Annotated in this window: 20 protein-coding genes; 15 read left to right on the plus strand and 5 right to left on the minus strand. The window is 44.4% G+C overall.

Annotated features, from left to right (window positions below; genetic code table 11):
- Positions 1-3: 3 nt before the first annotated feature.
- The 3 genes from dnaB to AAAA78_RS00180 form a co-directional block, all read right to left on the minus strand.
- On the minus strand, positions 4-1,422 hold the full coding sequence (gene dnaB, locus AAAA78_RS00170) for a replicative DNA helicase (RefSeq protein ID WP_340589655.1): 1,419 nt from the start codon (positions 1,420-1,422) through the stop codon (positions 4-6).
- A 108-nt stretch (positions 1,423-1,530) separates the two neighbouring features.
- Positions 1,531-1,830 (minus strand): helix-turn-helix domain-containing protein, encoded by a 300-nt coding sequence (locus AAAA78_RS00175; RefSeq protein ID WP_061834327.1) that lies wholly within the window; start codon positions 1,828-1,830, stop codon positions 1,531-1,533.
- A gap of 118 nt (positions 1,831-1,948) precedes the next feature.
- On the minus strand, positions 1,949-2,587 hold the full coding sequence (locus AAAA78_RS00180; protein WP_340589660.1) for a radical SAM protein: 639 nt from the start codon (positions 2,585-2,587) through the stop codon (positions 1,949-1,951).
- 155 nt (positions 2,588-2,742) lie between these two features.
- Between AAAA78_RS00180 and AAAA78_RS00185 the strand changes: the two genes are divergently transcribed.
- The 11 genes from AAAA78_RS00185 (at position 2,743) to AAAA78_RS00235 (ending at position 13,154) form a co-directional block, all read left to right on the plus strand.
- Positions 2,743-5,130, plus strand: a complete 2,388-nt coding sequence (locus tag AAAA78_RS00185; RefSeq protein ID WP_340589661.1) for a DNA translocase FtsK — start codon at positions 2,743-2,745, stop codon at positions 5,128-5,130.
- An 81-nt stretch (positions 5,131-5,211) separates the two neighbouring features.
- Positions 5,212-5,784 carry a hypothetical protein gene (locus AAAA78_RS00190; protein WP_295905836.1) on the plus strand — a complete coding sequence of 191 codons (573 nt, stop codon included), beginning with the start codon at positions 5,212-5,214 and terminating at the stop codon, positions 5,782-5,784.
- Positions 5,785-5,787: 3 nt separating this feature from the next.
- Positions 5,788-6,654, plus strand: a complete 867-nt coding sequence (locus tag AAAA78_RS00195) for a tetratricopeptide repeat protein (protein WP_340589663.1) — start codon at positions 5,788-5,790, stop codon at positions 6,652-6,654.
- Positions 6,638-6,844 (plus strand): hypothetical protein, encoded by a 207-nt coding sequence (locus tag AAAA78_RS00200; protein ID WP_295905834.1) that lies wholly within the window; start codon positions 6,638-6,640, stop codon positions 6,842-6,844. The genes AAAA78_RS00195 and AAAA78_RS00200 overlap by 17 nt, the downstream gene beginning before the upstream one ends.
- Positions 6,841-7,704, plus strand: coding sequence for a diaminopimelate epimerase (dapF, locus tag AAAA78_RS00205; RefSeq protein ID WP_340589664.1), 864 nt, complete (start codon positions 6,841-6,843; stop codon positions 7,702-7,704). Before AAAA78_RS00200 ends, dapF begins: the two co-directional genes overlap by 4 nt.
- Positions 7,701-8,582, plus strand: coding sequence for a 4-hydroxy-tetrahydrodipicolinate synthase (gene dapA / locus AAAA78_RS00210; protein ID WP_340589665.1), 882 nt, complete (start codon positions 7,701-7,703; stop codon positions 8,580-8,582). The genes dapF and dapA overlap by 4 nt, the downstream gene beginning before the upstream one ends.
- The gene (locus AAAA78_RS00215; protein ID WP_340589667.1) at positions 8,579-9,265 is read left to right on the plus strand and encodes a 4-hydroxy-tetrahydrodipicolinate reductase; all 687 of its coding nucleotides are present in this window, start codon (positions 8,579-8,581) and stop codon (positions 9,263-9,265) included. The genes dapA and AAAA78_RS00215 overlap by 4 nt, the downstream gene beginning before the upstream one ends.
- Positions 9,262-9,771, plus strand: coding sequence for a hypothetical protein (locus AAAA78_RS00220; RefSeq protein ID WP_340589668.1), 510 nt, complete (start codon positions 9,262-9,264; stop codon positions 9,769-9,771). Before AAAA78_RS00215 ends, AAAA78_RS00220 begins: the two co-directional genes overlap by 4 nt.
- A 62-nt stretch (positions 9,772-9,833) precedes the next feature.
- Positions 9,834-10,478: a fructose-6-phosphate aldolase gene (gene fsa / locus AAAA78_RS00225; protein ID WP_295902149.1), complete on the plus strand. Its 645-nt coding sequence runs from the start codon at positions 9,834-9,836 to the stop codon at positions 10,476-10,478.
- Positions 10,478-10,918: a hypothetical protein gene (locus AAAA78_RS00230; RefSeq protein WP_340589670.1), complete on the plus strand. Its 441-nt coding sequence runs from the start codon at positions 10,478-10,480 to the stop codon at positions 10,916-10,918. The genes fsa and AAAA78_RS00230 overlap by 1 nt, the downstream gene beginning before the upstream one ends.
- A 130-nt stretch (positions 10,919-11,048) precedes the next feature.
- Positions 11,049-13,154 carry a hypothetical protein gene (locus AAAA78_RS00235; RefSeq protein ID WP_340589671.1) on the plus strand — a complete coding sequence of 702 codons (2,106 nt, stop codon included), beginning with the start codon at positions 11,049-11,051 and terminating at the stop codon, positions 13,152-13,154.
- 4 nt (positions 13,155-13,158) lie between these two features.
- Here the strand turns inward: AAAA78_RS00235 and murD are convergent, their stop codons facing one another.
- A complete protein-coding gene (murD, locus tag AAAA78_RS00240; RefSeq protein ID WP_340589672.1) occupies positions 13,159-14,505 on the minus strand; it encodes a UDP-N-acetylmuramoyl-L-alanine--D-glutamate ligase in 1,347 nt (448 codons plus the stop codon).
- Here murD and AAAA78_RS00245 point away from each other — a divergent pair.
- The 3 genes from AAAA78_RS00245 to AAAA78_RS00255 all read left to right on the plus strand — a co-directional run bounded on the left by AAAA78_RS00245 (position 14,487) and on the right by AAAA78_RS00255 (position 17,756).
- The gene (locus AAAA78_RS00245) at positions 14,487-15,947 is read left to right on the plus strand and encodes a metallophosphoesterase (protein ID WP_340589674.1); all 1,461 of its coding nucleotides are present in this window, start codon (positions 14,487-14,489) and stop codon (positions 15,945-15,947) included. The two genes, murD and AAAA78_RS00245, sit on opposite strands and share 19 nt — an antisense overlap.
- A gap of 92 nt (positions 15,948-16,039) precedes the next feature.
- A complete protein-coding gene (locus AAAA78_RS00250) occupies positions 16,040-16,234 on the plus strand; it encodes a histone-like protein (protein ID WP_295902137.1) in 195 nt (64 codons plus the stop codon).
- A gap of 157 nt (positions 16,235-16,391) precedes the next feature.
- Positions 16,392-17,756, plus strand: a complete 1,365-nt coding sequence (locus AAAA78_RS00255) for a hypothetical protein (RefSeq protein WP_340589676.1) — start codon at positions 16,392-16,394, stop codon at positions 17,754-17,756.
- On the opposite strand, the gene ligA is transcribed toward AAAA78_RS00255, so the two are convergent.
- Positions 17,753-19,753: an NAD-dependent DNA ligase LigA gene (gene ligA, locus AAAA78_RS00260; protein WP_340589678.1), complete on the minus strand. Its 2,001-nt coding sequence runs from the start codon at positions 19,751-19,753 to the stop codon at positions 17,753-17,755. The genes AAAA78_RS00255 and ligA overlap by 4 nt on opposite strands.
- 140 nt (positions 19,754-19,893) lie before the next feature.
- Here ligA and gatC point away from each other — a divergent pair, with 140 nt between their 5' ends.
- A complete protein-coding gene (gene gatC, locus AAAA78_RS00265; protein ID WP_340589680.1) occupies positions 19,894-20,175 on the plus strand; it encodes an Asp-tRNA(Asn)/Glu-tRNA(Gln) amidotransferase subunit GatC in 282 nt (93 codons plus the stop codon).
- Positions 20,176-20,181 lie beyond the last annotated feature (6 nt).

A 20,181-nucleotide genomic window follows, 5' to 3' on the forward strand; every position in this document is an offset into this window, starting at 1 on the left:
ATCTTAAACTGGAGCGCCAGGTGCAAAGTTTTTAGGTCTGCCGCCAGGCATTGGAGGTGGGGCCTGAGGAGGAGGCATAATTTGACTCGGTCCTGATGGCTCCGGATCGGCATCACGGAATCTATTGTATTGAGCATCGAAGCGCATTTTAACTGGTCCCGTAGCACCGTTACGCTGTTTACCCACGATCACTTCCGCGTGACCTTGTTTGTCTGGATTTTCTTTATCGTAGTAGTCATCACGATAAAGCATCATGATAACGTCGGCATCTTGTTCGATCGAACCTGACTCACGCAGATCTGAAAGCATCGGTTTCTTTTCTGTACGACCCTCAACGCCACGGTTGAGCTGCGCCAGAGCAATGACTGGGATTTGCAATTCCTTGGCAATGGCTTTCAAAGATTTAGAAATTTCAGCAACCTCTTGCTCACGTGAACTCATTTTCTGTTTCATACTCATGAGCTGCAAGTAGTCGATCATAATAAGATCAAGACCGTGTTCGGCTTTCAAACGACGCGCTCGAGAGCGAATCTCAAACGGTGAAACGCCTGGAGTGTCATCGATGAAGATAGACGCCTCACTGAGTGCACTCGCCGCATTGATCAACTTCGGCCACGCCGAATCTTGGATGCGACCATTACGGATTTCGCTCATGCTCACTTTGGATTCCGCAGAAAGCATACGCATCATCATCGACTCTTTACCCATTTCTAGAGAGAAGTAAGCCACCGTCTTTTTCAGACGAAGAGCGACGTGTTGGCAGATATTCAGAGAGAACGCTGTTTTACCCATCGACGGACGAGCGGCGATGATCGTCATCTCACCTGGGTGAAGACCGGCTGTCATTTCATCAAGCTTTTTAAAACCTGTCGCAAGACCTGTGATCTCAGCTTTGTTTTTGTAAAGTTCTTCGATTTTTTGGATGGAAGCCTTGACGATTTCCATAGAGCCCACAAGACCTGTGGCTGTTTTATTCTCACCGATTTTAAAGATGGCACTTTCCGCTTGGTCTACGAAAGACTCAACATCGACGAAATCTTGATCGTAGGCCTTTTCAATCAGCTGACTGTTGATCGCAATCAAACGACGCAAAGTCGCTTTGTCTTTCACGATTTTTGCGTGTGTCGTGATGTTCGCAGCAGAAATTGTCTTATCAAGAAGGCTGATAAGATATTCAGGTCCGCCGACAACGTCCATCGAGCCTTCGCCCTGAAGAACGTTGGTCACCGTGATGATATCAATCGGCTGGCTTTTGCTGTGAAGCTCTTTAATAGCGTTATAAATCTTTTGATGAGCTGGCTTATAGAAGTCATCGGCCATGAGCATATCGCCCACTTGGTCGAGTGCTTCTCTATCCAACATTAGACCGCCCAGAATAGACTGTTCGGCCTCAAGATTTTGAGGTGGAATTCGCGTACTCATTGAACCCCTCTAGAGTAACGAAATTAATCAAATATCAAAAAAAATTGCGGGCCTATGACAGAGATGGTGGTTCGAGGTGGCCCGCTGAAGTAACTTCTAAATGAAGTCTTAGTTCAATTTCTTTACGCGAATCTTGTAGTTGTCAATTTTCTTCTTAAGAGTGTTGCGATTGATGCCAAGCATTTGCGCAGTTTTCACTTGGTTGCCGTTATAGGCGCGCAAAGCTAGCTCTAAAAGAGGTTTTTCTACTTGTTCAATAACGACGTTATATAGACCATTCAACTCAACTTGCGCTTCTTTTTGTTGTGCAAAGAGAACTTCTAGTTTGCTCTTTACAAGCTTCTCCAAGCTTACAGACTGAAGGTTGGCGACAAAAAGATTATCAGAACTGTTTAGGTTCGGCGTCATGGAACTCCCTAAATTGTCAGCTTAATTGTTTTGGAGGCTCTACTAACAAAGCGGTTTCATAAATACCAATGATTTAATTTTTCACATGGTACTTATCAAACCGCTTTTTGAAGTAGACCTATACTCCGCGTGTTTCGGAAGACCAAATATACTTATGCAGTTGCAATTGCAACCTTGCAGATGAATTTTTTTGCAAAATTTTTTCTGCCAACCAGCGTTCAGACACTTGGCCGTATGATGGGCTGTATAAAACCACAAATTTTTCAAATAAATTATGTTGACGACAGAATTCTTCGGACCATTCAAAGTCTTTTTCAGAACAGATCACAAACTTGTACTCCGTACTGGGAGTGGAAAAGCCGATGTTCTCCATGAGAAAAGAATCTGCTGCACCACTGTCAGGAGTTTTCACATCCAAAATAATTTTTACGCGCGAATCAACATGCTCAATACTTTTTGATCCACTTGTTTCTAAAGAAACCTTGTAACCTTGATCACACAAAGTGTTCATCAATGTGTGAACTTCTTTTTGTAAAAGTGGTTCGCCACCTGTGACGCAAACATAAGGAGCTTTGTGCTTTGCAACTTCTTGCAGAATATTTTCAAGGGCCTGCATTTCCCCTTCATAGTAAGAATATTTTGTGTCGCAGTAAGTGCAGCGCAGATTGCAGGCCGTAAGACGCACGAAAACCGTGGGATTCCCCACATAAGTCGTTTCGCCTTGGATACTATAGAAAATCTCATTTATTTTAAGCATATTTGGTTGCTTTTGTGTCGAGGGCTCCTGCCCTCGACCCTTTCGGGCTCCGCGCAAAAAGCGCATCATGCGCTTTTTGTCCTATCCCACAGGTCCTAAGTCAAGGAACGCTTCATAAGCATGACTAACTCAGCGGAATTTCGTAAATTTTTTAAATGAACCAATTCCTCAAAAAGTTTCGTCAGGACGTTATTGCTATTAGCTTTTTAGGCATAGGGCTTTTCCTCGCCCTCGCTCTGGTAAGCTACAATCCCTATGACCCTTCCATGAATTCTATCGGACAAGGCCTTAAAGCTTCAAATTATTGTGGCATTGTGGGGAGTTTTCTAGCCGATATGCTTTACCAATTCTTTGGCTTGGCAGCCTGGGTTGTCGTCGGAAGCTGTCTGAAAATGGCTTACGCGAGCTTTAAAGGGGACTCTTTAAATTTAAAAAATATTCGTTTTGTGTGGGCGCTATTATTGATCGTAAATATCGCGGCCCTTCTGTCCCTGTATTTGCCGAATACGAAGATTTTCCACGAGCAAATTTATTTGGGCGGCCTTTTGGGATTGGGAGTTTCTCAAGCGTTGATCCGCGCGTTCAACTCTATCGGTGTGCAAGTGATCTTGTTGTCACTGATGGCTGTGTTGATCGTATTTTATTTTGAAAAATCTTTGCAGGAGCTTTCAGAAACTCCGCGTGGGTTTTTGGCGATGCTTAAAAAGAAAAAAGTCGGTGATAAAATTGCCGCGTTCTTTGCCGGCATGTTTGTGAAGGACAATGCGAAAAAACCAAAAGCTCTGAAAGTAAAAGAAGAAAAACCTAAAACGGTCTTTCCTCTTTCTGACAAAAAATTTGTAGGCAAAGACGAAGAGGAAGAAAAAGACGAGGAAGACGACTTAGACGCGGCGTTGGCTGCGGATGGGGCTGATGACGAATCTGAAGAGGTTGAAGAAGAGGACGAAGAAGAAGTTCCTGCCGTAAGACTCGCGCAAAAACGTAAAGTCGTGATGAGGGCAAAACCTCCACGTCGTATTGAAAACTGGGATATGCCGAAATTGGCATTGTTAGAAGATCCTCCAGCGTCGCGTATTAAAATTGATAAGGCAGAGATTCAAAGAAAAGCAGACTCCTTGGTTGAGAAACTTAAAAACTTCTCTATCGAAGGACAAATTCAAGATGCGAAACCGGGTCCACTGGTGACGATGTATGAGTTTAAACCAAATGCTGACGTTAAAATCAGTAAGATCTCAGAACTAGAAGACGATCTTTCCCTTGCGCTTTCTTCTGAATCCGTGCGCGTGGTTGGCCACATTCCTGGAACAGATGTTGTTGGTATTGAGACTGCGAACTTAAAGCGTGAAACAGTTTATTATAAAGATTTGATCGCCGAAGACACTTTCTGGAGCGAAGACCTTGCCCTTCCAATGGCGGTAGGTCGCGCGGTGGACGGCGAACCTAAAGTCGTTGATCTTCGTAAGATGCCGCATTTGTTGATTGCCGGTACGACGGGTTCAGGTAAGTCCGTGTTCGTGGGATCTATCATCACGGGTCTTCTTTTCCGCCACTCTCCAAAAACATTACGTCTTGTTTTGATCGATCCAAAAATGGTCGACTTAGCGCCGTTCTCAACAGTGCCTCATCTGGTTCTTCCACACGTGACGGAACCTAAGAAAGCGGCAACGGCTTTGAAGTGGGCTGTGCGTGAAATGGAAAAACGTTATAAATCGTTATCCAAATTCGGCGTCGGTAAAATTGAAGCGTTCAATGAAAAGACTGGCGCTCTTTCGAAAACGGAAATTGAAGAACACGAAAAAGTGAATCAAGAATTGGAAGAAGGAAAAGCGAAGTTAGAACAATACTACTTCCAGCCGCTTCCATTTATTGTGATCGTTGTCGATGAGTTGGCCGATTTGATGATCGTTGAAAAACAAAACATCGAAGAACCAATTCAGCGTCTTACACAAAAAGCGCGCGCCTGCGGTATTCACTTGATTGTAGCAACGCAGTCTCCGCGTAAAGACGTTGTGACGGGTTTGATTAAAACGAATATTCCAGGTCGTGTGGCCTTAAAGGTCGCTTCGAAAATGGATTCGCGTATTATCATTGATGATTCAGGCGCGGAACGTCTTCTTCCGAATGGAGACATGCTCTTCCAGGCTCCGGGTGTGGGAAAACCAACTCGTCATCACGGACCTTATTTGTCAGATAAAGAAATCGGAAACGTTGTGAAACATTGGGCAGCTCAAGCAGAGCCTGAGTATGATCCACTCGCGATGCGTGCTCTGGATGGATTTGCAGGTGGCGATGGTGCTGAAGCTGGTGATTCTGGTGGTGGTTCTGGATTTGGTGATGAAGAGTATGACGAGCGCTATGATGAAATTTTATCGTGGGCTTCGGAACAAAAAGAAATCTCTGCGTCTTTGATTCAAAGAAAATTTAGACTCGGTTATCCGCGCGCCGCGCGTTTGATAGAAATCTTTGAAAAAGAAGGAGTTGTCGGCCCAGCCAATGGCAGCAAGCCGCGTCAAGTTTTAGTGAGTAGTTTTAGAGAACAATGATTTGAACCTTGACTGTACCTCCCTTGGTCGTGGTGTGATTAATACACAACGAAAAAAGAAAAACCATTCAAGGAGGAATTTATGGTTAAGGCTCTTATTGCCGTTCTAGGTCTTGCATTCTCTATCAATGCAGTTGCAGCTCCGTCTGCAGTTGAAGTTGTTGCGAACATCCAAAACGCAGCGATCATGGATCAAGCTCAAACAATGGGTTTGGACTGGAAAGTTGGCGACCAGGCTAACTACAACATCGACATGGGATTCATCAAAGGATCTATGACGATGGCAGTTCGTTCAGTTGCTGCTGATGGCATCTGGATGGATCAAAACATGGATCTTGGTTTCGCTGGAAAACAAAAGGTTGAAACTTTGATCGATCCAAACACTGGTGAAATCAAAAAAATGATCGTTAACGGTAAAGAACAACAACCACCAAAACAAGATGTTGAAGTAATCGACGTTAAAGAAGACAGAATCACTGTTCCTGCTGGAACTTTCGATTGCATCCACGCTCGTCTAAAAGACAAAGAGCAAAATGCTGAAATCAACGCATGGATCAACCCAGAGCAAGTTCCACTTTCTGGTATGTTGAAACAAGTTGCTCCAAGCCAATTCGGTGAAGTGACTGTTGTTTTGAAATCTTTCAAAAAGAACTAATTAATGAAATTGGTTTTGCTAAGAGCCACCCTTGGGGTGGCTCTTCTCTTTTCTGGCCCCTCTCTTTTTGCTCAGACAAAAAACGGTAAGTCTGAGACCTACAAAGATATTATCGAAAAAGCGTACAACTTAAGTTTGCAGCGCGACCGCCAGCAGGCTTTAAATATTCTCTCAAGCGCTATTCAAAAAGAAACTCGTCCTCAAGCCATTGCCGAACTTAAAAAAACCGTTTCTGAAGTTTCGACGATTTTCTTTAGCGACAAAGCCCAACAGCTTTTTGAAACCGGGGTTTCTTTGCGAAAAACCGATGTGAACCAAGCTTTTGATAAAGTCAGCGAAGCTTCGCGTATTGAGCCTGATAATTTCTCGATCGTGAATGAACTTGCGCGCTTGATGATTGCTAAAGGCGATTGCAAAAATGCGCAGGAGACTGTGCAAAAACAACTCACTTTGGTGAGCTTTGATGAAGATTTAAAGCTGAGTATGGCTCAAGCCCTCGCCTGCCAGGGAAAATGGATGGAGTACCAAAAAGTCGCGGATACTGTGGCGATGAAGAAGTCTCCGCAGCAAAAGTTCTGGTTGGCTCTTGAAATGGATAAGTTTTTATCTGCTAAAAACCTTACAAAGGCGCAAGAGGCCCTCGGAACTCTGAAAAAAGCCGATGAAAAGTACCCAGAATCTTTCTATTGGATCTGGAAGTTCGATCAAGCGCAGAAAAAGTCGAATCTAGACATTGCTCAGAAATACGTGATGACCTGCAAAAACATTTCAGCGAACCAGTATAGACAGTATATGATAGACCCCATGCTTTGCCGCCGCCTAATTGAGGTGGAAAGCGAGCTTAAGGGGATGAATGGAACGTCTGAATAAAATAGCCCTCATTTTGGTTTTCTTATTGCCACTGGGTTGTGGAGTGAAAGGTCGTCCTTTACCGCCGCTCAACCCAGCACCGCTAGGCCGCGGTGAACCTACTTTTAAAGACGCTCAAAAGAAACCCACAAAAAAATCCACAACTCGAGATCAAGAGGACAGTTCTTCTGCTGAGACGGAGGAGCGATGAAAAACTTCCTGCCTGTGACCATCACAAAAATGTCGGGAGCAGGAAACACGTTTGCTTTGATTGACGCGCGCAAGGGATCAGCGTGGGAAGACATCGAGAAACATCTTGGAATGACTCGCGCGAATTTTGCAAAGCTTGTCTGTGATCGTGTTTTAGGAGTCAGCACTGACGGATTTCTTTTGATACAATCGGGTGCCGAAGGTTTTGATTTTATTTGGGACTTCTATAACAACGACGGCTCAACAGCGGAAATGTGTGGCAATGCCGCTCGTTGTGCGGCCCGTTTTTGTTATGAAAATCTAGAGAGTTCAAATCCGGAAAAAAGCACGCTGAAATTTAAAACAGGTGCAGGTCTTGTCACAGCACAAATCTTAGGTGATGGAAAAATCCGCGTGCGCATGCCGGAAGCTCGTTTTATTCAAGAGCGCATTGAATTAAAAACGAAATCAAGCTCTACAGAAGAGTTTGCGTTGGTGAATACAGGTGTGCCGCATTTGGTTCAAAAAATTCATAATATCGCCGATGCAGCTTCCCTCAAAGAAATGGCCAGAGAGGCGCGCTCTCACCATGACTTGCGTCCTTCGGGAGCCAATGTCACTTTCTATGCTGAAGACAGCAGTGGAAAAATCAAAGCTGTTACTTTTGAGCGTGGTGTGGAAGATTACACATTGGCTTGCGGAACAGGTGCTGTTGCCGCGGCTTTGGTGTATGCAAAAGAGACTTCTGAAAAACAAGTGGAAGTGCAAATGCCTGGCGGTCTTATGCAGGTGGTTTTCTTAGAAGGCGACTCTCATCCATTGATGATTGGTGACGCCGTTTTTGTTGGAGAATTTAAATACAATCTTGAGGTGGTCGGATGAAAAATTTTAAAGGCACGTTTACAGCTTTAATAACGCCGTTTAAAAATGACAAAATTGATTATGCATCTTTGGATCGTTTGTTAAAACAACAACTTGATGGCGGTGTTGATGGTTTTGTTGTCAACGGAACAACAGCGGAAAGCCCGACATTGTCTTCAGAAGAAGTGGCTGAATTATTTAAGCACATTCGCTCTTTCTGCGGCGATAAAGTTCCATTGATTATCGGTACAGGGTCTAACAGCACGGCGAAAACTATTGAAGACTCTAAAAAAGCGGAATCTATGGGTGGTGATGCTCTTCTAGTTGTTGTGCCTTATTACAACAAGCCTCCGCAACGTGGGTTGTATGAACACTTTAAGGCCGTGGCAACGTCTGTGAAAATTCCAACATTGCTTTACAATGTTCCCGGTCGCACGATCACGTCTCTTGAAGCAAAGACCATTGGTGATCTTTCTAAAGTTCCAGGCGTGATCGGCATTAAAGAAGCGTCAGGAAAAATCGATCTTGAAAAAGAAATCATCAAAGCTTGCGGAAAAGATTTTGTGATGCTTTCTGGAGATGACGGTACTTACGTGGATTTCCTTCAGGCCGGCGGTCATGGAGTGATCTCTGTCGCGACTCATGTGATTCCAAAACAAATGGTTCAGTGGAGAAAATGGGCGCTTGAAGACCAATTTGATAAAGCGCAAGCAGATATTAAAAAATACATGGATCTTATCAATTTACTTTTTGTGGAAGCCAATCCAATTCCTGTGAAAAAAGCTTTGGCTTTAATGGGAATCATTGATTCGGCTTCATTGCGTTTACCGATGATGGAACTCACTCCTGAGCACACAGAAAAATTGAAAGCCGAAATGCAACGCGTGGGTGTTCTGTGAAGAAAATCAAAGTAGGTCTTGTCGGTTCTTCGGGCCGCATGGGTAAAGAAATCATTCAGGTGATTGAAAACAACTCGCGCTGTGAAGTTTTTTATCCCTTTGGTCGCAATGACAAGTGGGATGCAAAAAAAGCGAAGTCCGTAGATGTATGGATTGATTTTTCTTCTCCGGACGCTTTGAAAGATGTTTTAAAAAGAGCGGCCGAAACTAAAACACCTGTTGTGTGTGGCACAACGGGTTTTTCAAAAAAAGAAAAAGATCTTCTTGAGCAATATGCAAAGAAAATCCCTGTCTTGTGGTCTTCGAACATGAGTCTGGGTGTTGCGGTTTTAAATGAAGCCCTTAAATCTTTGGCGGCGATTTCCCATTTCGATTTTCAAATTGAAGAAATTCATCACAATCGCAAGAAAGATAAACCATCGGGAACCGCCATTACCCTTCAGGAAAATCTGGAAAAAGCTGTTGATAAAAAATTGCCGGCGCCTTTGGCAATTCGTGGTGGCGGCGTTTTCGGTGTTCACAAGATTTATTCCATGAGTGATGAAGAAGTTCTGACGTTTGAGCACAGCGCTTTAAATCGCACCGTCTTTGCGAAAGGTGCCGTTCAAGCTGCTGAATGGCTTGTTAAACAAAAACCAGGTCTTTATCAGATCCGTGACGTTCTATTTGGGAAACAGAAATGAGTTCAACCCGCCATTCAGCGTTGATTCATGTCGCCCTTGATTTAGTGGGCGGTGTGGAAAAAGCAAAAAATCTTTTAAGAAAGTTCGCTGAGTGCGGGGAAATCGCCACGATCTCTTCAGCCTACAAACGCTATCTGACGACGGAGCGTTTGGACTTGAGTGCTCGTCTGGAGTTTGTGATTCGTTTTGAAACTCAGCTCGGGGTAGATCAGGTTTTACATCTGGTCCTTTCTTTATGCGAAACGGGCTCCCAGGGTCTCACAAAAAAAAGTCATTCGGAACTCACCCTTCTTACGTTTGACGATATGATCCTGATGTCGCCTCGGTTGACTCTTCCATACCCGCAGCTTCATCAAGATCCTCTTATCATTCGCTGTGCGGCTGAAGCATGGGGTCAGTACGAACATCCTATTTATCAAAAAAATCTGAGTGAGATTTCTAAATCAGCCCCGCCTGCGAATCAGGCAGAGTTTTTTATGCAAGGTAAAAGCCTGGTTGATTTTTAATCTCTCCCGGAATACAAATTTATTGTTATATTTAAAGACATTCTTACCTTACGGGAGCTTCCATGAAGTTTTTCATCGACACGGCAGAAATCGAAGAGATCAGACAAGCCAACATGCGTGGTTGGGTTGATGGTGTAACTACAAACCCTTCTTTGATTGCAAAATCAGGAAAACCATTTCACGACGTGATCAAAGAAATCTGCAAAGAAGTTTCTGGACCCGTTTCTGCAGAAGTTATCAGCCTTCAAGCTGAAGAAATGTTCCGCGAAGGAAAAGAGCTTGCGAAGCTGGCTTCTAACGTGGTCGTGAAAGTGCCAATGTGTGAAGACGGTATGATTGCTGTGAAAAAATTCAAAGCAGAAGGCATCAAGACAAACGTCACGTTGGTTTTCTCGCCAATGCAAGCATTGCTAGCTGCTAAAGCTGGAGCGACAATGGTTTCTCCATTCGTAGGTCGCCTTGATGATATTGGCCAAGAAGGCATGGTCATGGTTGATCAGATTATTCAAATGTATCAAAACTATGATTTCGATACTGAAGTCTTGGTTGCTAGCGTAAGAAGCCCAATGCATATCCAAATCGCTGCTGAAATGGGTGCTGATATCGCCACTATTCCATTTAAGGTTATGCAGCAGATGACTCACCATCCACTTACTGACAAAGGCATCAAACAGTTTATGGATGATTGGAATAAGGCTAAGAAGTAATGAAGAAGGTTCTTGGTTTTTTTCTTTTAGCATCAACCCTCCTTTTGTCCAGTTGCCGAACTGGCGGGGTGATCATTCGAGAAACTCCATTGAATGTCAGTGAAACCCGTCGCGCCGTGATGGCCGTGATTGGGGAACCGCGCTCGGTCAGTCAAAACGGGCGCGAGATTCTTTCTCAGTTCTACGATAAGAAAAACAAAGTTATCGAGAAGATGGACATGGCCCGCGAACGTTATTACACCCATGTCACCGTTCTTGGCGACCGCCGCCCTTATGACGTTCAGGTCGAGGTCCTAGTCGAAGGTCGTAATGAAGAAGGCGGTTTTGACCTTCTAGATCGCGATGATGACCGAGCTGGCGTGATCGCGGAAAAGATCCGCCAGTCGCTTAACCAAAGTCGCGACACCCGCAACGTAATTGACGACTTCCGCTCTTTCTAAATAACATGAGAATAGTCAGGAATGACTATTCTCTTAGATGAGGTGACTGTTGCAAGGAATGCGACTTCGACGGCTTCTGCCGTTGGCAGTAATAGCGGGATGCTTTTGCTGGTCAAGCCAATTAGGTGGCTTGAAGTTCATTCCTATTTATGAAGCCCTCACAATTAAAGCTCAAAAAAATTCTCCACCTCACATCGCTTTCGAAGAAGTTTTAGAATCAGAACGTGTTGCTAACGAGTGGGCGCGTATTGAAAAAATCACGCCAAGAAATCTAGCGGCAGAAAAATCCACGGCTCCTCTTTATTCACAAAAAGTGGAACTGCCGGAAATGGTTCTAAAAAAGAATGTTGAAAAAGTCGTGGCTGAGGCCACCTATGCTTCCAACCCTCAGCCTTCTGGCGAACAAAGCGAAGTAGCAGTTCAAGATAATTCTTGGATGGAGCAGCTTCCGCGTGCTCAAGCGATTCGTTTGCAAGAAGCTCAAAGACGCAGCGAAGTTCTGGCAGAAAACTGGCAAGGTCAAACTTGGTCGGAGATGGCCAAAGACGTTCTTGAAAAATCAGGTGCTCTTACTTCACCTTCGGCAGCATCTCCGAATGGAGTTTATGTTGCTGGAACTTCAGCTTCGGGACAAAAGAATACCGATCTTCCGCGCACGCAAGTCTATTATAACCATGAAAATAAAAGCAGCCCTTCATCAGCTCCATCTGGTGGAAATCCCAATGCTCCCGCTGATCAAGGACAAGGGTTTCTTCCTTCCAATGCTTTAGTGGAAGAAAGAGGAACTGGTTCATGTTCTATCGTAGGCCCTCTTGAAATCACAGGCGGTTTGGCTGTTACAAACGAACATCATATTGAAGTTCGTCGCAGTGATGAGGGCATCCTTAAAGAATTGGGCCGCGTGGACCTGCAACAAGGTCTTTATAATATTGATGTCGAAGACACTTCAGGAACGATTGTGGCCCGTCTTGTTGATAAAGATGGAAAAACTTTAGGTGAAGGATCTTTTAGACTGAATCGTTTGGTGGCTTCACAAACTAAATCCTTGCAAGGCCCTAAACTTCGTATCGAACCACATCCTGATTTTGCAGGAATCGTCACAAGTGCTTACAATCCGAAAGCCAATGATGCGGCTCCCGCACAAACGCGTGTGACCTTTGTAAAAGGTGCTAGCGAAGTGGCTGTAAAAAAAGACGGCTATGTGGCGATGGATAACGTAACAAAAGGCTCTAGCACCGTCATGCGTGCGGCGGCTCCTAAGCATTTGCAAACAGCTTCAATTGTGATTTCAGGGGCTGAGTTTAAATCACAACTTTATCCAGAATCGATGATTCAAGCTCTTCAAGACATCGTTGCTCAACAAAGAACTCAATCCTTTGATGGTGCGCCGACAGTGATTTGGGGACGCGTTAGTCAGGATGGAAAAAATCTTTCTGGAATTGAAGTCGCCGTTGAGTCTGACGAAAGCTTGCTGCCGATTTATTTTAATCAATTCATGCTTCCTGATCCGAACCTGAAAGCCACAAGTGACAACGGACTTTACGCATTTGTTGATGTGAGCCCAGGCTTTCACTCATTGTTAGCAACAAGAGCGAATTCTATTTTGGGCTATCAAAACGTCATCGTTGAAGATGGCTCCGTTGCTCAAGGCGATATTGAATCGACAATTAAAACGGAAGCAGTTCCGTTGCGTGTGTACGATGCCTTTACTGGCGAGGCGCGTTCGGCTCTTGTGACGATGCAAAGTTTAAATGAAGACTTGCAAGTGCAAGACGGTGTTGCGACGGTGAATCTTCCGCACATCAGTCGTTTAGGGATGATGCGCATTCAGCCTGAAGGTGCCGACTATGTAGCCGCTCGTTACTTGTATAACGACAGTGATGCCTTTATTCATGCGCCTCTAGTTCATTGGTCATGGCTTAACACGATTAAGACATATTTGCGCATTGACGATCCGGCAAGTGCGGGTGTGATCGTGGGATTTGTTCCTGATGAAGATTTTGAAGTTTATCTGGCTGCTTATGATAACTTTGAACCTCGTCATATCGTTTACTTTGATATGCAAGGCCGCATCCTGCAAAACCGCAAAGGAATCGCAGGTGGTGGATTTATTCTCTACAATGTTCCTGAAGACACTCATGAAGTTGTCGTTGTCGGAAGTCGCACGCAAAAGATTTATTCGCGCGTGCTTCCTGTTGATGCCAATTCGCTCTCTGTCTTAACTTTCCGCGAATAGATTTTTATTTCGCGAAGTCTTCGACTTTTTTCTTAAAGAAATTTCCGCGATCTTCAAATGATTTAAATTCGTCAAGGCTTGTTCCGCCGGGACTGAGTAAAACGGTGTCGTGAGTTTTTACATTTCCAAAAACGAAATCCAAGGCTTCACCCAGCTTCGCAAAGGACTCTCCGGGTAAAAGAGATTTCTTTTGCGCGATCTCACGGCACTCACCAAAGAAAACAAACTCCACACCTTTGAAGTTTTTCAGCGGAATTAAATCTTGCCACGGAAGATTTTTATCTCGGCCGCCTAAAAGCAAAAATAATTTTCCTGAGTTCGTAAGTGTATCGTAAGCCGCGGTAGCCGCAATAAGCACGCTGTCCATTGCGGTGGCTTTGCTGTCGTTAATAAAACGAACGCCCTTAAATGTACCGACATTTTCAAGACGATGTACAAGTCCCTTAAAAGACTTCATGCCTTCAATTGCTGAAGAAGGCCAGCCTGCTGCCAGCGCCAGCGACGACGCCAGAGCAAGGTTGTCTTGATTATGTTGACCAATAAGCTGTGCTTTCTCCAAATGAAGATTTGCAAGAGAAGGATCTTTTTTTGAAACCACCTTCACTTGCTCATGATGATTCATTTTAAAGTACTCAACCAAATCACCACCTTCACTGTTTAAAAGCATCGCATTTTTAGTGAGAGAAAGAATATTCCATTTCGTGCGATAGTAGTGCTCTAGATTGTCGTAGCGCTCAAGATGATTGGAGGTAAAATAAGTGATCGCAGAATAATCAAGTTTTAGGTTCTCGCAGTTTTCTAACTGGTAACTGGAAAGTTCCAATACGATCCAGTCCGCGCGAGGACGTTTTCCCTCAACAACGTCGGCAGCGTACGCCGAAAAAGGAATGCCTAGGTTCCCACCGACAAAACCCGTTTTAGAAAAAGCCTCAAGGCCCGCACCCAAAAGTGAGACTGTTGTACTTTTTCCGACGGAGCCTGTGACGCCCATAAGCTTTTCTGTCGTCAAACATGAGCAAGCTAAAGAAATCTCGCTCGTGATCTTAGCTCCTTTGTTTTTTGCTCCCTGAATCCATGCTGACGTCAGTGGAACACCCGGAGAAACCACCAATGTTTGCGGTTTCGCCTGAGTCATAAGAGCTTCGGGGTCATTAAAGTCCGCTGTCTCCAGTTTGCCATCAAATGTGAGTACCGATTGAGGGGCGACGCCTAAGTTTAAAAGAAGGCGTTTCGCAGCTTCACCGCTTTTTCCCATACCGACAATTGCAATTGGAGTCTTCAGGTTCTTGATAAATTCGTTCATCTGCACGATCATATTCTTGGGAGGCAGATTTGCCCACTTCTTTTTCACAACCGATTCCTGATTTTAAAAAGGCGCCGTACACGGCGATCATTAGTGATTTGCATTTAACAGAGGCAGAACCAGTACGCGTTCGCTTTCCGTTGTGGAAAAAATTTAAAACCCGTCAGTTCTTTTTTGATGATGTTTTTGAAAGCTTTCTTAAACATATCGAAGAAAAAGCTCAAGGCGCTCCGATTGAACTGGTTTTAAACGGCGACATCTTTGATTTTGATAGCGTGTTGCGTTTGCCTGATGAGCCGGTTTTTCATGTCGGTTGGCTTGAAAAACATCGTGGACTTTATCCTCGCGAAGAACGCTCCCGCTTTAAAATTGAGGTCATACTCAAAGACCACGCAGAGTTTGTGCGCGCGTTGAGAGAATTTATTCTGCGCGGCCATCGTGCGATTTTTGTTATGGGAAATCACGACCTGGAGCTTCACTTTCCCGAAGTGCAGGAAGAGATCTATCGTCATCTGAATTTGCCAGAACACAAACGTCAGGAAGTTCGTTTTGTTGAATGGTTTTATATCAGCAATCAGGACACTTTGATTGAGCACGGGAATCAATACGATCCGTATTGCATGTGTGAAGACCCGGTGAATCCTTTTGTGCGCGGATACAATTTCGTTTCTTTAAAACTTCCGTTTGGAAATCTCGCCTGTCGTTACATTATGAACGGCATGGGATTTTTTAATCCGCATGTAGACACAAACTACATCATGACTTTGCCGGAATACATCCGCTTTTTCTTTAAGTATGTTGCGAAAGCACAACCAGGGTTGGTGTTAACTTGGTTCTGGGGTGCTGTAGTGACTCTTCTTCACTCGTTCTTCGACCGTTTGGCGGCGCCGATTCGCAACCCACTGAAAATTGAAGATCGTGTTTCTTATATTGCCGAAAAAGCCAACGCGGAACCGCGTATGGTGCGCGAGTTGAAAGAACTTTTTGTGGATCCCGCGGCAAGCAACCCGTTTTTGCTGGCTCGTGAGTTGTGGTTAGATCGCGCCTTTATTATCTTCATCGCCTTCTTTTTAATCTTTCAATTGATGGTTTTTGTTCGCTCCGTTTATGAGATTTCATTTTTCTGGGCGTTCATTCCGTTGTTTTTGCTTCTTCCATTTTTCCTTTTCTACAGTAAATCAGTAACCTCTTTGGTTTCTGGATACAAAGAACCGGATGACCGCGTGCTGGCCATGGCGAGTGCGATCACGAAAGCGCAGCGCATTGTCTTTGGGCACACCCACCATACGCGCCATGAGATTATTGGTTCTGTAGAACACCTCAACAGTGGGTGCTGGTCACCCGCGTTTTTGGATGTGGAGTGTACGAAACCCTTGGATCAGAAAACTTTCGTGTGGATTTCTCCGGGGGAAAGCGGCTCAAGGCAGGCAGAACTTTTCCGGTTCGAGGATGGGAAGTCAGAACTTTTGATCAACCCGGGACGCGCATAGAATTAGTGCGCCGCAAGAAGATTTCATATTGTCAATTTCTAGACCCTATGCAAACCTTTTAGAGGTAAACACACGGATGGAGAGGTTTAATCATGGCAGACGTACTTGTAGTGACAAGCAAAGTGAAAAAACTCATCAAGGAAAAAGGTCAAATGAACACTTCTGCTGAGACAATTGATGTTCTTAGCAAAGCTATCGAGCAACTTTGCTTGAAAGGTGTCGAGAGTGCTAAAGCTGACGGTCGTAAGACTGTTATGGCTCGCGACATTGTGATCGACCACATTTAATTCTTGGCGGATCACCTTAAATAAAAATCTAAACCCACAGTTTGCAAAGACTGTGGGTTTTTTTATGTTTGCAAACCTAGACCTTCATCCAGTGCCTCAAGTTAAGGCGTTTCTTTTCCGATATTTAGAAACGGATTCATAAAAAAGGAAATCGCAGATGAAGGTTTTATTTTTTGTGTTGATAACACTCGGCACGTTCTACGTTCATGCTCAAGGCGCACTTTATAAGAGCACCGACAAAATCACTTTATCTTATGAAGAATTTCGGGCTCTAACTCCCGAAAATCAGGAAGCTTGGATTAAAGAACTTCGCGCTTTTAATCATAATATTGAACTGATTGAAAGCGGTCAGCGCATTAGTGCCAAACCTCCGAAGTATTCATCTATCTTTCCATGGATGATGGAGCGTCTTCAGGCGAACCAAAAATTTTGTGCGGCCTTTCAGATCTTTACGCAGTCGACTCCAGCCTATGCAGCCGATGAAAAATGCCAAGTAAGAAACTTTTCAAGTCCTTCGCGCATTTGTATTTACTGTCCAGGTGATGAAGTCAGTGGTGTGAATGTTTGTTCTGCCAGTGGTGCTTACAGTGATTCCTCTAAAATTACTCAAGAATTAATGCGTGCATTTGAGAACAAAGATTATCGTGGTGCTCGCGTTGGCATCGACGTTAAAAAATTGGAAGAACACGTCAAACATGTCCAGGAAGAAGGCGGCGCTTTTGAGTTTCAAACGCCTGTGATTCGCAGAGACACGGTCGTTAAAAAAGTTGTGACACCATCGTCATCTCAACCCGTAGTCATCGATATGGGTCCGGATGCCAAGGTAGAAAAACCATCAGGCGCAGGCCCTATTACAACATTTGAAAAACGCGACTCTACGGGGGCAGTTTTAGAGAGAAAATCCAATGATCGCCGTGTTGAAGACTATAAACTTAAAGAGCTTGGCGATATTGGCGGTATTAAAAGCAATGACAACCTGGATGTGGACGAAGTCACTTCCAAAGATCGTTTAGCCTGCATTTACGCCGGTTGGGCTTTGCAAGGAAAAAACTGCAGTCCTATTTCCGAAAAAGAAGTGTTTGATACCGCTGGAAAAAAAGTCACTTATTCTTGTAAAACACCGCCGAAAGAAGGCGCGATTCAAGGTGACACAGAAGATGGAAAAGCCACCGTACTTTGCAATCCTGTCGTCTTTGGCGTGAAAGAGGGAAAACCTATTTGCACCGTGCGCGCAAAAAATGCGACAGAAGAGTGTGCAAAGAAATCTCCTCCTGCAAAAGAAGCTTTGGATTTTGCAAGAAACAATCCGCAGTCTTACCGCGCCCTTGTTCGTCGCGTGGATACACTTTGCCAGCAGGATGAAGGTGCTTTACGAAGCCACTTTGCTAAAAGAGGCTACAACGAAAAACGCATTGAACACAGTGTGAAGGATTTAGGCGCCACATGCTCTCACTTGCGCGGCAGAATGGCTGAGCTTGTTCAAGCAAACAAAGACACAGCTCCTCGCGCCGGCGTTCGTTAGATCATTTTTTGTAAATCTTCCCAAGAGATGACGGTCACACCGAGGCTTTGAGCTTTTTCAAGCTTAGAGCCTGGGTCATCGCCGACAACCAGGTAATTTAATTTCGAAGAAACAGAACCTAAAATTTTTCCGCCATTCTTTTCAATGAAATCTTTGGCGTCGTCACGTTTAACAGGCAACGTTCCTGTGATCAGAAAACTTTTTCCCGAAAGCGCCCCTTCTTGAGAACGGACAGGGTTTGTGATTTTCACACCAAGCTTTTGCATGTCGTGAACTTCTTTAACGAGCTCCTTGTTAGAAGTCCAAGCTTCGATAGCTTTTGCCACCTTGGGACCGATTTCCGGAACTTGCAAAAGAGATTCTTCATCCGCTTTGATAAAATTATCAATCGTGATGAAGTGATCCGCTAAATGTTTCGCGGTCTGCTCGCCAACAAAGCGAATACCCAGAGCAAAAATAAAACGCGCCAATGTCGGGTGTTTGCTGTTTTCAATACTGTTAATCACGTTTTCCGCAGACTTATCCCCTTGGCGTTCTAAAGACAAAACATCTTCCTTGGTTAGACGATAGAAGTCAGAAAAACGCGAAAGAAGTTTATTGTCGACCAAAGTTTCAATAAGGCGATCACCCACTTTATCGATATTCATCGCGCGTCGAGCGACAAAATGTTTTAAAGACTCTTTCACCATGGCGATGCAAAGTGGATTTACACAGCGAGTGACGACCTCGCCTTCAAGTTTTTGTACCTCTGATCCACACGCAGGACATTCTGTTGGCATTTCAAAAGGTTTGCTGTTTTTAGGTCGCTTATCCAGAATAACAGAGACGACTTCAGGAATAACGTCGCCGGCTCTTTGGATCACAACCGTATCGCCCACGCGAACATCTTTGCGATTGATTTCATCTTGATTGTGAAGAGTCGCATTTGTGACAGTCACGCCTCCCACTTTGACGGGGGACATGATTGCCACCGGCGTAAGAGCTCCAGTGCGACCCACTTGAATTGCAATGGTTTCAATCACGGTTTGTGCCTGCTCGGGTTTAAACTTTGCCGCTGTCGCCCAGCGCGGGCTTCTTGCGACTAGGCCCAAATCGTCTTGCAGTCTAAGTGAATTTACTTTGATAACGATACCATCAATATCAAACGGAAGATTTGGACGAAGTTTTTCTACTTCGTGGTAGTAATCAACAACGGCTAAAGGCCCCGCGCAGACGCGAACCAAATCAAAGTCAGCATTTTTTTGCAAAGAAGGAATGCCCACTTCTGCGAAATAATTTTCAATCTCTTGCTGATTTTTAAATTCAATTCCGTCAACGGCCCCCAAGGCATATCCGTAAAAGCGCAAAGGGCGCGATGCTGTGATTTTAGCATCAAGTTGTCTCACGGAGCCCGCGGCGGCGTTTCGCGGATTTGCAAAAGTTTGTTGCCCACTTTCTTGTTGGGCTTCGTTTAATTTTGCGAAGTCTTGCTTAAACATTAAAACCTCTCCGCGCACCTCTAAAAGAGCCGGGGGATTTTTAGTATGAAGTTTTAGCGGAATGCTTTTAATGGTACGGATACCCTGGGTTACATCTTCACCGACAGTTCCGTCTCCACGAGTCAAAGCTCTTACAAAATTGCCATGTTCATAGATGAGCTCCATAGAAAGACCGTCAAACTTGGGCTCGCAAAGATACTCGATGTCCTTATCGGTGCTCAGGAATTTTTTTACGCGTTCATCAAAATCAACGATGTCCTCAGGCGAATAACTGTTTGCTAACGATAACATAGGCAATCTATGCGGTGCCTTTTCAAAAGCGGCCAAAGGTGTGCCACCCACGCGTTGGGATGGCGAATCTGAAAGATCGAGATTTTTTTCGGTCTTTTCTAATTTTAGAAGTTCATCAAAAAGTTGGTCGTATTCGAAATCTGTAATCGTAGGACGATCCAAAACGTAGTAATTGTAATCGTGCTGAGAAATGATTTTTTTTAACTCTTCGTGGCGTTTTTTAGACATGGCAAGAATCTATCATTGCTTGGCGTTGATACAAAATAGAAAAGGTCTAGGTCCCACGAAAAATGCACCACCTAAGAGTGACGAGGGCCCTCTTTTCTGGGTAATTTTAAATATTCATTCTCGAAAAAGGAGAATTCCCCGTGATTGATAAAAAGACCATCGAGCATATTGCGAAGCTCGCCCGCCTCCATATCACTGACGAAGAAGCTCAAGAGTACAGCACTCAGCTCGCAAAAGCTCTCAATCATTTCGAGACTATTTCAAAAATCAATACAGCCGGAGTCGAACCTCTGATCACTCCTACAGAAATTGAATCTTTCTGGCGTGAAGATGTCGTTAAACAAGAATTTTCTGCGGAAGAAATGACGGCGAACGCACCTGCGAAAGCTGGAAACCTTTTTAAAGTTCCACCTGTTGTTTAGAGGTCT

Origin of the sequence: Bdellovibrio sp. BCCA (assembly GCF_037996825.1) — a bacterium.
In the GTDB taxonomy this organism is placed as follows: domain Bacteria; phylum Bdellovibrionota; class Bdellovibrionia; order Bdellovibrionales; family Bdellovibrionaceae; genus Bdellovibrio.

Coding starts and splice junctions, on each gene's coding strand:
- AAAA78_RS00220 (WP_340589668.1), top strand. CDS start 9,262: ATGAGTTCAACCCGCCATTCAGCGTTGATTCATGTCGCCCTTGATTTA.
- ligA (WP_340589678.1), bottom strand. CDS start 19,753: ATGTCTAAAAAACGCCACGAAGAGTTAAAAAAAATCATTTCTCAGCAC.
- AAAA78_RS00190 (WP_295905836.1), top strand. CDS start 5,212: ATGGTTAAGGCTCTTATTGCCGTTCTAGGTCTTGCATTCTCTATCAAT.
- AAAA78_RS00175 (WP_061834327.1), bottom strand. CDS start 1,830: ATGACGCCGAACCTAAACAGTTCTGATAATCTTTTTGTCGCCAACCTT.
- AAAA78_RS00185 (WP_340589661.1), top strand. CDS start 2,743: ATGAACCAATTCCTCAAAAAGTTTCGTCAGGACGTTATTGCTATTAGC.
- fsa (WP_295902149.1), top strand. CDS start 9,834: ATGAAGTTTTTCATCGACACGGCAGAAATCGAAGAGATCAGACAAGCC.
- AAAA78_RS00250 (WP_295902137.1), top strand. CDS start 16,040: ATGGCAGACGTACTTGTAGTGACAAGCAAAGTGAAAAAACTCATCAAG.
- dnaB (WP_340589655.1), bottom strand. CDS start 1,422: ATGAGTACGCGAATTCCACCTCAAAATCTTGAGGCCGAACAGTCTATT.
- AAAA78_RS00200 (WP_295905834.1), top strand. CDS start 6,638: ATGGAACGTCTGAATAAAATAGCCCTCATTTTGGTTTTCTTATTGCCA.
- dapF (WP_340589664.1), top strand. CDS start 6,841: ATGAAAAACTTCCTGCCTGTGACCATCACAAAAATGTCGGGAGCAGGA.
- AAAA78_RS00255 (WP_340589676.1), top strand. CDS start 16,392: ATGAAGGTTTTATTTTTTGTGTTGATAACACTCGGCACGTTCTACGTT.
- AAAA78_RS00195 (WP_340589663.1), top strand. CDS start 5,788: ATGAAATTGGTTTTGCTAAGAGCCACCCTTGGGGTGGCTCTTCTCTTT.
- AAAA78_RS00180 (WP_340589660.1), bottom strand. CDS start 2,587: ATGCTTAAAATAAATGAGATTTTCTATAGTATCCAAGGCGAAACGACT.
- AAAA78_RS00230 (WP_340589670.1), top strand. CDS start 10,478: ATGAAGAAGGTTCTTGGTTTTTTTCTTTTAGCATCAACCCTCCTTTTG.
- dapA (WP_340589665.1), top strand. CDS start 7,701: ATGAAAAATTTTAAAGGCACGTTTACAGCTTTAATAACGCCGTTTAAA.